A 15,045-nucleotide genomic window follows, 5' to 3' on the forward strand; every position below is an offset into this window, starting at 1 on the left:
CCTTTCAACGCGCCTGCCAACCAGAGACAGGCAAACCCTTTGACCGAATTGTCCGGTGCAGTCTTGGGGATCGCCACCACTTGGCAACTGCACTCAATGGGCGGTGAACCCGTCGCCTAGCCGGAGCCCAAAATCGCTTCAATCTTTGACAGGGTTGCGGAGTTCACTGCGACTCCCGCTTTGCTTGACGAAAGCCGGTTCTTGCGGCGGCCATCGCCGGGCAGATGCGCACCGTCCTGAGCTCTGATCGATTCAACCAGAGTCGCCATGGCGTTCGAAAACGCGCCGCCGGACGACGCTGCGGGATCAATCGCAATGAAAAACTGCCCGGTCTTTGGGGGGCCACCGGCCGTTCCGGAAAAAGGCGATGCGTTCAACCCAAGTGTAGATCCCGTAAGGGCAGCGGCCATGACTTCGGTCAGCAAAGCAACACCCACGCCTTTGTAGCCGCCGGACGGGGCCATGCTGCCTTTCAGACCGACGTTAGGGTCCGTTGTCGGGTTGCCGTCAGCGTCCAGCGCCCATCCGACGGGAATGGCCCTTCCTTCCCGTGCATGCTTCATCACTTCGCTTTTGGCGATGGTGCTGGCGCTTTGATCAATCAGCAGTGCGGGTTGACCATCCGTACCCGGTGCCGCGATCGAGAAAGGATTGGTGCCAACAACAGGTTTCGATCCGCCCGAAGGTGCGATGGATGCTGGCGCATTGGTGAACCCCAATCCGACCAGCCCTGCCTGGGCCAGCCGATACGTGTGATAACCCAGCACACCGCAATTGTAGCTGTTTGTAATCGCCAATGCGGCGATGCCCTGTTCCTGTGCCGCCGGGATCAGCGCCTCGAAACCCAGATCAATGGCCGAATGTGCAAACCCGGTTTTGGCATCGACCCGGATGAGGCCCGGACGCGGGGTTTCAAGGGCTGGTTTTGCCTGACCGTCCACCTTGCCGCATTGAACATGCTCGCAATAGATCGGGATATACGCCAGCCCATGGCTGGCCACGCCGTCCGCTTCGGTCGCGGCTGTGGCAACAGCCAAAGGGCGCGCGTTTTCTTCGCTTGTGCCGGCGGCCACCAGCGCATTGAATGACAGCTCTTCTATTTCGGCAAGCGAGAGAGTTCTGGTTTCGGTCATCGGATCGTCCTTCAATCGTTGTCTGACACGCCTGAACCAGCGCCAAGCAGTCGGGATTGTTCAGTTGCGGGGGCATAGGTGCGATGCGCCACGGTGTTGAGGAGCTTCCACGCCCCCGGATCCGGGGTGGCGCGGCTGTGCATGGAGCGGGCGGGTCTGATTTGGTCGATTTCGGTTATCCCGACGCGGTTTGCCCTGTCCATTCCGAATTCTTCACAGCTGAGATGAACACCATCAGTGGTCGCGGAAAACCCGTCCAAAGTGATTTCCACAGTCGATTTCCGCTTTTTCGCCATGGTGGCGACAAAGGGCAGCAACAGAAGAGGTGCGGCAACATTGGAAATCAGAACTTTGTCTTGTGACAGGGCGTCCGGGAAATCTGATAATGCCGATCCGGTCATAAGGGGACACAGATCCCGGGCACCGGTCCACATACCGTCCCGGGCCTCTGGGACGTGATGTTCCAGGTGCGGCGCAAATTCCTGCTCAAGCAACTGGGCCAGGATCGCTGGTCCGTCAAACCCCTGAACGCAAAGCCATCGGGTTGCTTTCGCGGCTTCTTCCGCCACACCCCAGGCATATCCAGCCCCACGGGTTGCGCGTTTGGCAGTGGCTTCCACTTCGTTCAACGAGAAGGTCATTGCACAACTTCCGGATAAACCCACAGGTCGGCGTTCGCGGTGTTCAGCTCTTCCGGGTAGGGTGCACCTGAATACATGCAGATACGCACCCACCGATCCGAACGCGGGTCGAAATGCGTCGCCCCAAAGAAGGACAGTTTGGCGCGCAGCATATCAATGGGCATCACCTGGGCGCTGATCGTGTTGTCTCGAATTTCACCGTACGGAGCGATGCGGCTGATTTGCGCGCGGCGCACGCTGTGGCGGTGTTCCGGATGGCGCAACAGAAACTCTGCGATCGGAGTGTCATCAGGCCAGTCCTGCATTGCTTCGAAAGCCAGGGTCGCATCCCGTGCCGGTGCAAGAGGTTGTTCATAATCCGAGATCGGTTCTTCGAAGCGTTCCCCCAGCCGGGGTTCCAGCTTTTCTTCGGACACGTACCAAGCCCGCGCGCAGTTTTCGGCGGCGGCCCAATCCAGGTTCAAAGCCCAGTCAAAGCTGTTCCGGATCAACGCACGCACCGCCGATACCGGCATTGCCCCATCAATCACCTGCGCGGCCGTGTTGGTGTCCGCCATGCAACTCGCAAGCCCGTCAACAAGCGTGCCATAAGGTTCAAGGATCAGAGAGGCCAGCAGTTCTTGGCCTTCTTCGGTCAGCGCGGTTTCGGACCAAAGGATCAGACGGTTCCAGGGGTGGTCCTGTGTCAGGTCATCCTTGGCCAGATACTCTTCGATTTTATCCAGATCCGAATTCAGCGCCGCCAGCTTTTCCATCTGCACCGGGTGTTCAGATCGCCACCAGGCGATTGACTGTTTGCAACGTGCAAAGACATCGCAAAAGACACGTGCTTCATCTGCCGAAGCCGTCCCAATGGACCGAACGCGCGAGATTGCTTCTTCGCGCACCATGATCCAGTTGTTGAACAGTACCGGGTGATTGACGATGAACGGGGCCATACCCAGGCCGGTCGAATTCCCGATGCCCAGCCAACGGGCGATGTCTGGATCAAGCTCTGCGGTCCGATCCCCGCCTTTGACCTGCGCCATATGCTGTACCAGATCGCGCACAAAGGCGCGGGTCAGATAGACTGACAGCATCTCGATCTGGAACGGACCACTGACTTCGGCCCGGCCGGCTGTCTTTTCCCGGTCTGCTGCGCCAAATTTGCCCGACCCATAAACGGCCGTGGTCCGCATCAGGTAACCGACTTTGTAGATCTGTTCGAGATCGGGTTGCTGCCCCGCCGCAAGACGATCCACTACATGTGTCCAAAGCCGCACGGAACGGTTGGCCCGAGACAGGGACAGTTCGGCTTCGCTGACACGTCCGGCTTCTTGCAACGGAACATTCTGCGACAGACGGTCGATATCCTGTGCCGTTGGAATGCCGTCAAACAACGCGAAGGTGGCATCCCAGGCCTCGGCAATCACCCGGTCAGATCGCTGTTCGGGGGGCAGGTCATGGGCAAAGGCGACCAGCGAATAGGCCCGATCGGGGCCTTGCGCGGTATAGACCGCATGGCCCACACCCTTGTTGTCAATTTCAAACGCAGGGCGCGAAAAGCTCCAGTTTTCTTCGGCCATGCGGCGGGTCAGCTGCCGCATAAAGCTGAGCCGACATTGGTGCAACGATCCCAACCGTGACAGCCGCATGACCGTGGATGGGTCACGTCTGGCGATCTCTGTCTGCGCGTGTGGTTCCATTTGGTTACCTTTGTGGGACGAAGTTCTCGGCAAAGAACCGGTACCAGTTCCTGCCCATGATCCCGGCCACTTCGTCATCGTTCAGGCCGGTCGCGCGTAACCCTTTTTCGATGTTGCCAAAGTCTCGGTTGTCCTGAAACCAGCCCGGCATCGGTGGGAATCCCGGAGCCGAGGCCGAGCCTTCGCCATAGTCGATTTCTTTTGTCCAACGCCCCACACGCATCCATTCCACGACGCTGTCGGGCTGATCCTGACACAAGTCAGTGCCGATCCCCAGATGTTCGGCCCCGTATTTGTCGGCAGTGCGGGCGATCATTTCGCAGAAGCTCTCCAGCGTGCAATCGGACTTGTCTTTCAGGTGGTGAGGGTAGACCGAAAAGCCCAGCATCCCACCTTTTTCCGTTACCGCGCGGATGACGTCATCCCGCTTGTTGCGCAGGGCCGGGGACCATTCGTGCGGATTGGCATGTGTAATCGCGATGGGCCGGTCCGAGATTTCAGCCGCCTCGATCGTGGAACGGTCTGCCGAATGGCTCATGTCGACCACAAGGCCCACGCGGTTCATCTCTTTGATGACCTGCTTGCCCATGCGGGTGATGCCGGTGTCTTCGGCCTCGTAGCAACCGGTCGCCAGCAGGGATTGGTTGTTGTAGGTCAGTTGCATGAACCGCGCGCCCAGATCGTGCAGGATTTCGACCAGCCCGATATCGTCTTCAATGGGCGACGGGTTCTGAAATCCGAAAAACACGGCGGTCCGGCCCGTTTCGCGTGCCGTGTCGATGTCGCTGGCCCACCGGCCTTTCATGATCAGATCCGGGTATTGCTCGAACCAGCGGTTCCATTTCTCGAAATTCAGAACCGTTTCGCGGAAATTCTCATGATAGGAGATGGTGACGTGGATCGCGTCCACGCCCCCTTCGCGCAGCTGGCGGAAGATCTTTTCCGACCAGTTGGCATATTGCAGGCCGTCGATCCGCATCAGACGGGGCCGGCGCTGATATAGGCGGTTTTGACGGTCGTGTAGAACTCGGCTGCTGCTTTGCCCTGTTCGCGGGGACCGTACGAACTGTCACCCCGACCGCCGAATGGCACGTGGTAATCGGTGCCTGCGGTGGGCAGGTTCACCGTCACCACGCCGGTGCGTGCGTTGCGGCGGAAATGGGTTGCGCGAGCCAGCGACTTGGTCACGATGCCCGAGGTCAGGCCGAAATTGGTGTCGTTCACGACGCTCAGCGCCTCGTCATAGCTGCCGACCTTGATGACACTGGTCAGCGGTGCGAACATTTCTTCACGGTTGATGCGCATATCGTTGGTGGTGTTCAGGAACACGCCCGGCGACATGTAGAAACCGTCATGGGGCATCTCCAGCCGCTGACCACCACAGGCCAACTCGGCGCCTTCGGATTTGCCCAGATCGACATAGGCGAGGTTTTCATTCAACTGCTGCTGGCTGACGACCGGACCCATCTGAACGCCGTCCTCCAGCGCGTGGCCGACTTTCATCGCCTGTGCACCGGCCACCAGCTTTTCGACGAAGGCATCATGGATGCCCGCGTGGACGACCAGACGCGACGAAGCCGTGCACTTCTGACCGGTGCCGCCGAATGCCCCGCCCAGCGCCAGCGTCACCGCCAGATCCAGATCGGCATCGTCCATCACGGCCAGCGCGTTTTTGGACCCCATTTCCATCTGCACCTTGGTCAGGTTCTGGATGGCCGCAGCAGCAATGCCTTTACCCACGGGAACCGATCCGGTGAATGAAATCGCATTGACCTTGGGGCTTTCCACCAGACGCTGACCGATGGAACGGCCCGAGCCCATCACCAGGCTGAACAGACCCTTGGGGATGTCTTGCCGCGCGATGATTTCGGTCAGGGCCACGGCCGAGGCAGGGGTGATGTTGGCGGGCTTCCACACAACCGCGTTGCCATAGCAAAGCGCCGGGGCGATCTTCCACGAAGCCGTTGCGGTGGGGAAGTTCCACGGGCTGATGATGGCAACCACGCCAACAGCCTCGCGGCGCACGTCAACCTCGATGTCCGGGCGCACGGAATCGGCGTTCTCACCGATCTGTCGCAGACATTCGGCCGCATAGTAGGTGAAGAACTGACCGGCGCGGTAGACCTCGCCCTTGCCCTCGGCCAGCGGTTTTCCTTCTTCACGGCTGAGCAGAGTGCCGAGTTCCTCGGCGCGGGCCATCAGTTCATTGCCGATGGCGTTCAGTACGGCCTGCTTGCGCTCCAACCCGTAAGCCGCCCACTCCAACTGTGCCACACGCGCCTGATCCAGCGTTGCCTCAAGCTGATCGGCACTGGCCTGCGCGAACATACCGACCAGATCGCTCAGGTCCGATGGATTGCGGTTTTCAATTTCGCTTTCGCCCGCCAGCCATTCGCCGGCAATCAGATTCAGTTTGGTCACGTCAGGCCCCAAATTCGCAAAGTTCAGTCTGCGAAAGAATGGAACTTGCTGCCGATATCAGTCAAACTAAAATAACTTTAGAAAACTTCAGAAAGATTGAAACATGGCCGTGAAAGTGGAAATGCTGCGGTGCTTTTGCACCGTGGCCCAAACCGGAAACCTTGCCGAGGCAGCCAGCCGTCTGGGCCGGACACAATCTGCCGTCTCAATGATGCTGAAACAATTCGAAGAGCATCTGGGCAAGAAACTGTTTGAAGGCGAACGGAAAAACCACCTTTCACCGCTGGGTCAGCAAGTTCTCGATCTCGCACTCAAACAGGTGCGGGATTTTGATCAGGCCGTTCAGAACATTGAACTGGCGGCACAGGCCGAGCACGGGTTGATCCGTATCGTATCCGTGCCGTCCGTGGGGGCGTTGGTCTTTCCTGCCCTGCTGGATCATATGACGTCTCGCTTTCCCGGCCTGAAGATCGAGCTGCGAGACGGCGATTCGCAGCAGGTTCTGGATGCGGTTGCCGGCGACACGTCTGATATCGGCATTGCGTCCGGCCATCATCCACTGAACGGGGTCAGTGCAGAGCCGCTGTTTCAGGATCGCTTCGGGCTGGTTGCGGCGTCGGATCATCCGCTGATGACGCGGGCAGAACCGCCAGTCATTTCGGATCTGGTGGCTGAGCCTTTCGTTCGAAACGCCCTGTGTGACTTTATCGAGTCCGCGCCTTTCCGAGAGATTCTGGACGGGGCCGAGGTTACCATTCACAACACGCATTCCCTGATCACGACGGTCAGGGCAGGCCAATGGATCACTGTCCTGCCGCAGACCGTCGCGCAATTCATCCCGGACGCAGTTGCCTTTCGTCCGATTTCGGATTTGCCGGACAGGCGCGAAGTGTATCTTTATGTCAGGGAACGAGCGCGGTTTCGAGAAATCTCCGAGGCCTGCCGTTCATTTGTCCTGTCGAGCGGGTTTGGAAATGCAAGCCAGGTGAACGCATGAAAAATGGATTAACCCTGTTCAAAATCACGAATTAATTTGGTTTTTGCAGACTCGGGCCCGCTGCCATGCTAGGCTCTCGCTTGAAGTGGGGGACTTCAGAGGGGCGATATGTCTCAAGACCTGAGGGGCTGGCTGAGCGCAAATGGATTGAACGAGTACGCGCAGGCCTTCATTGACAACAAGATCGACTTTTCCATTCTGCCAGATTTGACGGCAGAGGATCTGATCGAAATCGGTGTTACTGCTGTCGGCGATCGTCGGCGGCTTTTGCGTGCCATCGAGCAACTTGATTCCACCCACACCGCAGCCGAGCCTGAACCAACGGCACCGCATGAACCCGCGCGGCGGCAGGTCACGGTGATGTTTGCTGACCTGACCGGGTTCACGAAAATTTCCAGCGAGCTGGATGCCGAGGATCTGCACGCGCTGCTCAATCAGTTCTTCAGCAAAGTGGACAATGTGGTCGAAAAATACGGCGGTCGTATCGACAAGCATATTGGTGATGCGGTCATGGCTGTTTTCGGGGCGCCGATCTCACATACCAACGACACCGAAAGGGCAGCACGCGCTGCGGCTGAAATTCACGCGGTTCTTTCGACGTTGTCGCCGCCGCTTTCCTGTCATATCGGCATCTCTTCGGGTCAGGTCATTGCCAGTACAACCGGCAGCCAGTCACATACGGAATACACGGTGACAGGAGATGGCGTAAACTTGGCCTCCCGTCTCACGGACATATCAGCGGCAGGGGAAACGCTGGTCTCACATGACATTCAACGCGCGCTGGGTCCGTTGTTCGTGGGCGACTCCATCGGGGTCAAGGCGATCAAGGGGCTGAACGAACCGGTTGAGGTCTGGCGTCTGGACCGGCTGGCCAGGAACATTCGAACGAGACGGCACAAATTCATCGGGCGCGAGCGCGAGATGTCGATTTTCTCGGCCACGTTCGACCGGTGCCAGCGCCATGGCAAAGGAGAAGTTCATATCGTTCTGGGCGAACCCGGAATTGGAAAAACCCACCTGTCCGAGCAGGTGGCGGAACTGGCCACCAGCCTGTCCTACAAAATCCACAACGGCGTTGTGGTGGATTTCGGTGCGCGCGAAGGTCATTCAGCCATTCAGACCGTCGCTCGCAGCATTCTGGGACTTGAAGCGTCGGATGGGGCGGAAACAGGGGTGGCTGTCGCAAAAGACGCGATCAGCAGTGGCTGGGTCAGTCCTTCCAACGCCGCGCATCTCAATGCCTTGCTTGAGCTTGAGCAAGACCCGGGTCTGGCCGAGGTCTATGCCGTGATGGATAACAAGACCCGTCTGCGAGGACGGCGTCAGGTTCTTGAGGAACTGCTTTCGGCCAGCAGCCAGGAATCGCCCCTGCTTATTCAGATTGAAGACATCCACTGGGCGACCCCTGACATCCTGACGGCGTGTTCGCATATCGCCGCAGCGACGCGGAACATTCCCTGTGTGTTGATGATGTCCAGTCGGGCCGAAGGCGATCCGATCGACAGGGACTGGCAGATGGCGACGGACGGCGCGCTGGTGTCAAAGCTGGAACTGGCGCCAATGGGAGAGGAGCATGTCAGACAACTGGTCGAAGAGTTCCGAGCCATCGATCAGGATTTGCTGGAGACATGTGTCCAACGGGCGGGCGGCAACCCGTTGTTTCTGGAACAGCTGTTGCGCAACACAGACGTACTCAAGCAGGAAAGTGTGCCCGGAAGTATTCAGGGTATCGTCCAGTCGCGATTGGATGCGTTGGATCGCGCCAGTCGAACCGCCCTTCAGGCCGCATCGGTTCTGGGGCAAAGGTTCTCGCCCGAAGTTCTGAATTTCATTCTGGGCGAAGGACATCTGGATACAAGTAACCTGATCCGGTCGGCGCTGATCCGAGAGGCCGGACCTGATCTCATGTTTGCCCACGCGCTGATTCGGGACGGGTCCTATGCTACTTTGGTCAAATCCGAACGGGCCCGTCTGCATCGACAGGCGGCACAGTGGTTCGAGGATCGAGACGCCACCTTGCGCGCCCAGCATCTGGACCGGGCCGGGGCCAATAACGCAGCGCAAGCCTATCTGGAGGCTGCGGATAAATTGATCCAAGCCTTCCGGTTCGACGATGCCAGCCCGCTGATCGAGCGTGCTTTGGAATTGCCGTCCCCGGCGGGTGTCCGATTTGACCTGCTGTGCGCGCGGGGCGAAACGCATCGGTTGCAGGGGTTGTCAAACGAAGCTTTGGACGAGTTCAAGGACGCGGCCAGTTTGGCGGAAACCGATGAACAAATCGCCCGGGCCCATATCGGGCTGGCGCAGGCGGCGCGGCAAGCAAGCCTGTATCAGGACGCGCTGGAAGCGCTCGACATTGCTGAGGCAGCAGCACAGCGCTGCGGGTCTGAGGAAGATGAGGCCCAGATAAGCTATGTGCGCGGCAACGTCTACTTCCCGCTGGGACGGAACAAAGAAGCGCTGAAGGCCAACGAGCGGGCGCTCTTGCTTGCCCGCAAGCTGGAATCCCCGCGCCTTGAAGTTGGGGCGCTGAGTGGGTTTGGCGACGCCAATTTCATGAAAGCCTCGATGAAGACGGCGGCGGGGTTCTATACCCAAGCCGCTGAACGGGCGCGCGAAAAAGGGCTGGTTCGGGACCTTGCGGCCAATCTGCACAATCTCAGCGTGGCGCGCAGCTATACTGGGGATGTCGGTCAGGGCCGAGCAGATGCCAATGAGGCGATTGAAATCTCGCAGACGTATTTTGCCTTCGTTCCGGAATGTGTTGCGCAAACATGTCTTGGTGTGGCCGAAACCTTTCTGGGCAGTCTCGACCGTGCGCTTGAAGCCTTTGGCGTCTCTGCCGAAATTGCCGAGCGCGTGGGCGCAAAACGCCTTGAAGCGCAGGCGTTGGAACACATGGCCAGAACGCAGGTTTATGCCGGGCAGGTCGGGCGCGCACGTGAAACTGGTCTGCGAGCAGTCGAAATCGCGCTTGAACATGGCCGCAACTTTGTTGGACCCAAGGCCCTGTCAGCCCTGGCGATGGCCGAAACGGACCCGGATGAGCAAACACGCCTTTTGAAACTGGGGTCCGAGATCATCGCCGAGGGATGTGTCGGCCACAGCCATCTGCATTTTTTCCCCGATGCCAGCGCTGTCATGCTGGCGCGCGGTGATTGGGATGCCGCGATTGAGTATGCGGATGGGCTTGCCGCGTTCACCGAGAATGAGCCTTTGCCAATGGTTGACCTGTCCATTCGTCAAGCACGGCTATTGGCCGAGAGCGGGAAGCAGAAAATCCCACCGTCACAACATAGCGGATTTGCCGATCTGAATGAGCAGTTTGCAGCGATGGGCATCACGCAATCGTTGCTGGGCCGAGCGGATTTTCTGGTGGAATAGGCGGCAGGGCAGGAGGCTGAATGAGCGTCGAAGGAAAGGTGTGGCTTATCTCGGGTTTGCTGACCTTTGGGTTGGCCGCTTTGTTGCTCAAGCTTTGGATCGAACTGAACCACTTCGAAGGAGACCCGACGCAACTGCCTGACCAGGCTGCGGTAGATGCATATCTGTGCAAGCTGGACGTTGCACCGGACTACCGTTTGAGAACGGGGATTTTCATAAAGTCTTTCAGCTTTCTTGGCGCCAGCGATGTACAGCTCACCGGCTATATCTGGCAGCACTACAAAGCAGGTGAACATGACGCGATCATTCCTGCCGAAGGTGAGGCCGGGTTTCTTCTGCCCGAAGCGGTCGATACGGCAAACGGCCTTATCGAACAGGCCTATCGGTTGCCGCAACCCGACGGCGTTTTGATTGGTTGGTATTTCGAACAAACTCTGCGCCAGAGCTTCGACTACACCAGTTACCCGTTCGACCACAAAACGGTTTGGGTACGGTTCTGGCCGGCCTCTTTTGAGGCCAACGTCGCGCTGGTTCCTGACTTCGACGCTTATCCGGCGACCGGACCGGATGACATCTTTGGGATCGACAACCGGATCGTGATGGGCACGTGGGAGCGTGAAAACACCTATTTCGATTACAAGCTGTCAAATCTGGATACGACGCTGGGCATCCGGCAGAACGCTTACCAGACCAACACGCCCGAGTTGCATTACAACTTCGTCATCAAGCGCAATTTCGCAAACGCGTTCATCGTGCACATGATTCCATTGCTGGTCGTGGTAATGCTGCTGTTCGGTGCGGTCATGACCGTCACGCGCCGCGAGGGTCTGGTAGAGCGGCATGACTTCAGCACGTCCAGCGTGATCGGCACCTGTTCGGTTCTGTTCTTCGTGATCCTGCTGGCCCATGTGCAACTGCGCGAAGGGTTCGCCGGATCGCCCGTGATCTACATGGAGTCGTTCTTTTTCCTCATGTATTTCATGCTGCTGGCGGTTTCGATCAACACCTACCTTTTCGCGTCCGAGGCGGTACCGTCGCTGCGGATCATCCATTATCGGGACAACCTGATTCCAAAGGCCAGTTTCTGGCCTTTCGTGCTGCTGTGTATGGTGGCGATCACGGCCTATAATCTCAGCATCAAGAACAGTTCCGAACCGCCACCGATCAGCACGCGAGAGTGTTAGGCCACCGGTTCAAACCCGGGTTTGGGTTCGCCCTGCGCCATATCCAGCGTATAGTCGCTCACCACTTCAGACGTACCCTCGCGCCAGCTTTTCAGGTACTTTTCCGGATCCGCGATCACATAGGCATAAGCGGGTTTCATCGCCCCCTCGACGACGACGTTGATCTTCTTGCGCACATAGACATTCTCGGGTGAGCCGGGGCCGTGATACCCCTCCAGCCTGTCCAGTTCGCCGAGGCCGGATTCGGTGACACGGTAGACCTCTCCAACCACTTGCTTGCCCATCCCCTGCTGATCCACAAGGGTTGCCATGCGATGCAGATATCCACAATTGGGATTGTCGCAGAATGGTTCCTTCGGGATGATCAGGGGCATCGGTTGCCGGGTGCGCGCCGTTCCCACGAAGTCGTTCAGAACTTTGCTGTGTGCGTCATGATTGGGGAATCCCTGCTTCAGGGATCCATAGGTGAAATACAGGTAAGAGGGTTCTTTGACGGCCACGAAGCTTTCGTCGCGCCCCTGTTCGGGGTCTGCCATCTTCAGGTTGTGATCTTGCGCCCATCTGTCCAGCATGGAACGGATTTCCGGTTCGATCTGCATGCCCTGAACGAACTCGATGCACGGGGTCGCATCCATGTCATCAGCACCCAGCAGAATCTCGACCATCTTCGGCGCCTTGTTCATCACCGCCACATGCAGCGCCGTGAACCCGTGGTCATTGACGAGGTTGACGTCGATATCCCGGTCGATCAGGTCCTGGGCTGCCTCATCGTCGGGCTTGCCCAGATCATGGCCGCTTTCGCCCAGTTCGCCTTCACCGCCCGCTGCATAGTGCAACAGTGAATCTCCGTGGGCCTCGTCCACGATGTTGACGCCGACCACGCCTTCGTCGATGGCGCGGAACACGCGCTTCCATTCGTTGATGTCATCGGCGGCGGCGGCCTCGCGCGCCCATTTGCAGACGCGATACTTCTGGTCGTCCAATTCCTCGAACGCATCCGCCAAAGCTTCCATGATCTGGTCCGGCGTTGCCATCATGCCGATGCCCATCCGGCCGTTCGACAGGCGACCTTCGCGCGGTCCGACGAAATCGACCCCAAGCGTCCTAAGCTTGTCGACGTTGTTCTGCGTGGTGATATTGTTCCACATATTCGTATTGCAGGCGGGGCAGAGGATCACAGGTTTCTTCTGATATTGCCAAGCCACGAAGACCGAGGTCAGAAGGTTGTCGGCGATGCCATTGGCAACCTTGCCCATCGTATTGCAGGTGATGGGGGCCACGATGACGCAATCTGCCCAGTCACACAGTGCCAGATGCGAAGCGCGCACCGGCATGTCAAACTTCAAATAGCGGAAATTCCATTCGTCGTCGTCGCGGTAATAGTCGTTATGGGTGATCTTGGCGTCGATCCGCTCGGCCCCGAAATCGCGAAAGAATTTCTCGGCCGAAACAGACGGGATCAGTTTCACGTTATGCCCCGCATCGACGATGCGTTCGACCAGCTCGGGGATCTTGTCCGCCGCCGACGACCCGCAGGCGCAGAGCAATACGTTTCGCTTTCCGGCGTTTACCTGATTCATCACCCCTTTTGGGTAGCCGAAGGGGTTTTTCTCAAGGCTGGGGGTTTCGTTCAGATCGGATACCGGCAGCCCTTCCTTGCGCATCCTGGCCTGCAATTCACCGACCTGGATCATGTCGACGATGTCTTCCAGCTTTTCGCTTTTGCTGATGCATTTCCCTTTGAAAAACAGATACGGCACGTCCGGTCTTTCCCCAAGCGTCACCAGTTGCCGCCGCATCCTGATCATATTGGGATCCCGCCCGCCCACGTCGATCTGCTTGACGGTCGTTGCCCCGATATTCGAAAGAATGCTGCGCAGCATATAGGACCACGGGTCCTCGTCCTCGTAGAACAGAACCATCGTATTGTGCTTGATGATGCTGGCAACATCACTTGGGTTTTCGGGCGGCTCGACCTCTTCGATCACCAACAATGCAGGGTCTTCGAGATCCCGCAGACCACGGAAAATGTTGCCGCGCGGCGCTTGCCAGACCTGCGAGGTCGCCGGACTCATATCAACTATGGTCACAACGTCTTCATCCTCGTCATAGTCTATGCACAGGCACCAGAACTCTTCCAGCAACGCAGTTTCCCGAAACACGTTGTCCGGCGGGCGGATCGCCTCGATCCCGGTGACGCGATTGAAGTCGATGTTGATCATCAGGTGGCGATTGCTGTTCGTGGTCAGGCTTTTCAACTGCGCCTTGAACCAGTCCTCGGGGGTCTGGATTGATTTGTCGTCACGGGTTCCAAAGCTGTGGAACGAGCTGCTCAGATGCAGGTTCTCGGATTGGCTGAGATACTTTTCGACCATGTCGTGCATGTCTTTGGCGGTGGCGACCCGGCGGACAGTATCCGTGAACGACACCTGGGCCGCCCGCAGCAACTCGTCCTCGTCCACCCTGTAGTCGCCGTGGATGGCGAGGCTTTCCACCAAAACGCCGATCGAGTTCATGTTGGGGGTCGCCCGGCGGAACAGGTTGCGGCGTTTCTTGGGGTCTTTCGCCAGGTAACGTGTGCTGTCGACGTAGTTGCACCGCTGCTTGAAGGTCTTCAGATGCGTCTTGACCGCTGCCCGTGCCGAAAACCGCAACAGGCCGCGGGATCGCATCGAGGTACCGTCACGATCCGACATGGCTTGCCACAACCGTTCGACGGTTGTCACCCAAAGCTTGCCGTATTTTTCAGGGTGCACATCCATCATATGCACCAGCCCCGTGCTTGGATTGCACTTGGCGATGACGGCAAAATGGCCGCCGGGCATATTCTCTTTGCCATGGGCAAGACCGACCTGGAAATTCGCCACCAGAATGTCGTTGTCACCGCCCAGCCGGTTGGATTCGTCGATCGCCTCAAGCAGCAGAGGCACACTGGTTGTGTCTTCGTCCATGAAATAGGCCTGAACCTGAACCCTCTCGCGCAGCCCCTGCGTGTGAATGTAGGTGCAGGCGACGTCAAAAAGCTCGCCCAGCGAGATTCCGTCGTTCACGACAAAGGACGAGGGCAATGCGCATTCGCGGAAGATGTCATTGACTTCGCAGCTGAACCCCAGCGCCGACATGCTGAGAGCGGCCGCCGTGACGCTGCAACAATTGATTGGCTGCTGAAAGTTCTGCAACTGAACGCTGACCAGATCACCAAACATCGTTGCAAAACAGGGTTGCCGGACGCTCTCTGGTATCTGAAGCCAGTTCTTGCTGGACAGATACGCCAGCCGGGTTCCATCCAGCGCAAGCGCTTCAAGGCTGACAGGTATATCCGAGATTTGCAGGTGCTCTTCATAGAAGTAATCACCGACATCCGCGCTGGCCAATGGATTCCCGTTCTGGCGCAGCTGAACCACGCCGCGCAGCACGATATACATGCCGTTCGCCGGCAGAACCGCGTTTCCGGTCACTTCGATACATTCGAATTGTGGGTTGATGACGGCTGGGTCGGCGATCTGCGCCTTGCCCGGAAGGACATCATATATCATCTTCCAGTCTGCGTCGCTTGGGGTGTAAGGTCTGGATTTGGAAATTTGATCTATGGTCACAACT

9 protein-coding genes are annotated in these 15,045 nt (G+C 58.2%); 3 read left to right on the forward strand and 6 right to left on the reverse strand.

Annotation, left to right across the window (positions count from 1 at the left end; translation table 11 throughout):
• Window positions 1–116: 116 nt before the first annotated feature.
• The 5 genes from AC2FF8_RS12570 to AC2FF8_RS12590 are packed head-to-tail and all read right to left on the reverse strand — an operon-like array spanning window position 117 to window position 5,880.
• Window positions 117–1,133: an Ldh family oxidoreductase gene (locus AC2FF8_RS12570; RefSeq protein WP_496879851.1), complete on the reverse strand. Its 1,017-nt coding sequence runs from the start codon at window positions 1,131–1,133 to the stop codon at window positions 117–119.
• A gap of 11 nt (window positions 1,134–1,144) precedes the next feature.
• Window positions 1,145–1,774 (reverse strand): DUF3726 domain-containing protein, encoded by a 630-nt coding sequence (locus tag AC2FF8_RS12575; RefSeq protein WP_496879852.1) that lies wholly within the window; start codon window positions 1,772–1,774, stop codon window positions 1,145–1,147.
• Window positions 1,771–3,459, reverse strand: a complete 1,689-nt coding sequence (locus AC2FF8_RS12580) for a hypothetical protein (protein WP_496879853.1) — start codon at window positions 3,457–3,459, stop codon at window positions 1,771–1,773. The genes AC2FF8_RS12575 and AC2FF8_RS12580 overlap by 4 nt, the downstream gene beginning before the upstream one ends.
• A gap of 4 nt (window positions 3,460–3,463) precedes the next feature.
• Window positions 3,464–4,438, reverse strand: coding sequence for a membrane dipeptidase (locus AC2FF8_RS12585; protein WP_170345751.1), 975 nt, complete (start codon window positions 4,436–4,438; stop codon window positions 3,464–3,466).
• Complete coding sequence (locus AC2FF8_RS12590; protein ID WP_170345750.1) at window positions 4,438–5,880, reverse strand: aldehyde dehydrogenase family protein; 1,443 nt, start codon at window positions 5,878–5,880, stop codon at window positions 4,438–4,440. Before AC2FF8_RS12590 ends, AC2FF8_RS12585 begins: the two co-directional genes overlap by 1 nt.
• 103 nt (window positions 5,881–5,983) lie before the next feature.
• On the opposite strand from AC2FF8_RS12590, the gene AC2FF8_RS12595 reads away from it, so the two are divergent.
• From AC2FF8_RS12595 to AC2FF8_RS12605, 3 genes are all read left to right on the forward strand, one after another.
• A complete protein-coding gene (locus AC2FF8_RS12595; RefSeq protein ID WP_425079408.1) occupies window positions 5,984–6,877 on the forward strand; it encodes a LysR family transcriptional regulator in 894 nt (297 codons plus the stop codon).
• Window positions 6,878–6,985: 108 nt separating this feature from the next.
• Window positions 6,986–10,261, forward strand: coding sequence for an adenylate/guanylate cyclase domain-containing protein (locus AC2FF8_RS12600; protein WP_496879854.1), 3,276 nt, complete (start codon window positions 6,986–6,988; stop codon window positions 10,259–10,261).
• Between the two features lie 20 nt (window positions 10,262–10,281).
• Complete coding sequence (locus AC2FF8_RS12605; protein WP_170345747.1) at window positions 10,282–11,445, forward strand: hypothetical protein; 1,164 nt, start codon at window positions 10,282–10,284, stop codon at window positions 11,443–11,445.
• Here the strand turns inward: AC2FF8_RS12605 and AC2FF8_RS12610 are convergent.
• On the reverse strand, window positions 11,442–15,041 hold the full coding sequence (locus tag AC2FF8_RS12610; protein ID WP_496879855.1) for a flavoprotein: 3,600 nt from the start codon (window positions 15,039–15,041) through the stop codon (window positions 11,442–11,444). The genes AC2FF8_RS12605 and AC2FF8_RS12610 overlap by 4 nt on opposite strands.
• Between the last annotated feature and the right edge of the window lie 4 nt (window positions 15,042–15,045).

It is taken from the genome of Ruegeria sp. YTSA144, assembly GCF_059610125.1.

Coding starts and splice junctions, on each gene's coding strand:
- AC2FF8_RS12605 (WP_170345747.1), top strand. CDS start 10,282: ATGAGCGTCGAAGGAAAGGTGTGGCTTATCTCGGGTTTGCTGACCTTT.
- AC2FF8_RS12570 (WP_496879851.1), bottom strand. CDS start 1,133: ATGACCGAAACCAGAACTCTCTCGCTTGCCGAAATAGAAGAGCTGTCA.
- AC2FF8_RS12580 (WP_496879853.1), bottom strand. CDS start 3,459: ATGGAACCACACGCGCAGACAGAGATCGCCAGACGTGACCCATCCACG.
- AC2FF8_RS12595 (WP_425079408.1), top strand. CDS start 5,984: ATGGCCGTGAAAGTGGAAATGCTGCGGTGCTTTTGCACCGTGGCCCAA.
- AC2FF8_RS12575 (WP_496879852.1), bottom strand. CDS start 1,774: ATGACCTTCTCGTTGAACGAAGTGGAAGCCACTGCCAAACGCGCAACC.
- AC2FF8_RS12585 (WP_170345751.1), bottom strand. CDS start 4,438: ATGCGGATCGACGGCCTGCAATATGCCAACTGGTCGGAAAAGATCTTC.
- AC2FF8_RS12600 (WP_496879854.1), top strand. CDS start 6,986: ATGTCTCAAGACCTGAGGGGCTGGCTGAGCGCAAATGGATTGAACGAG.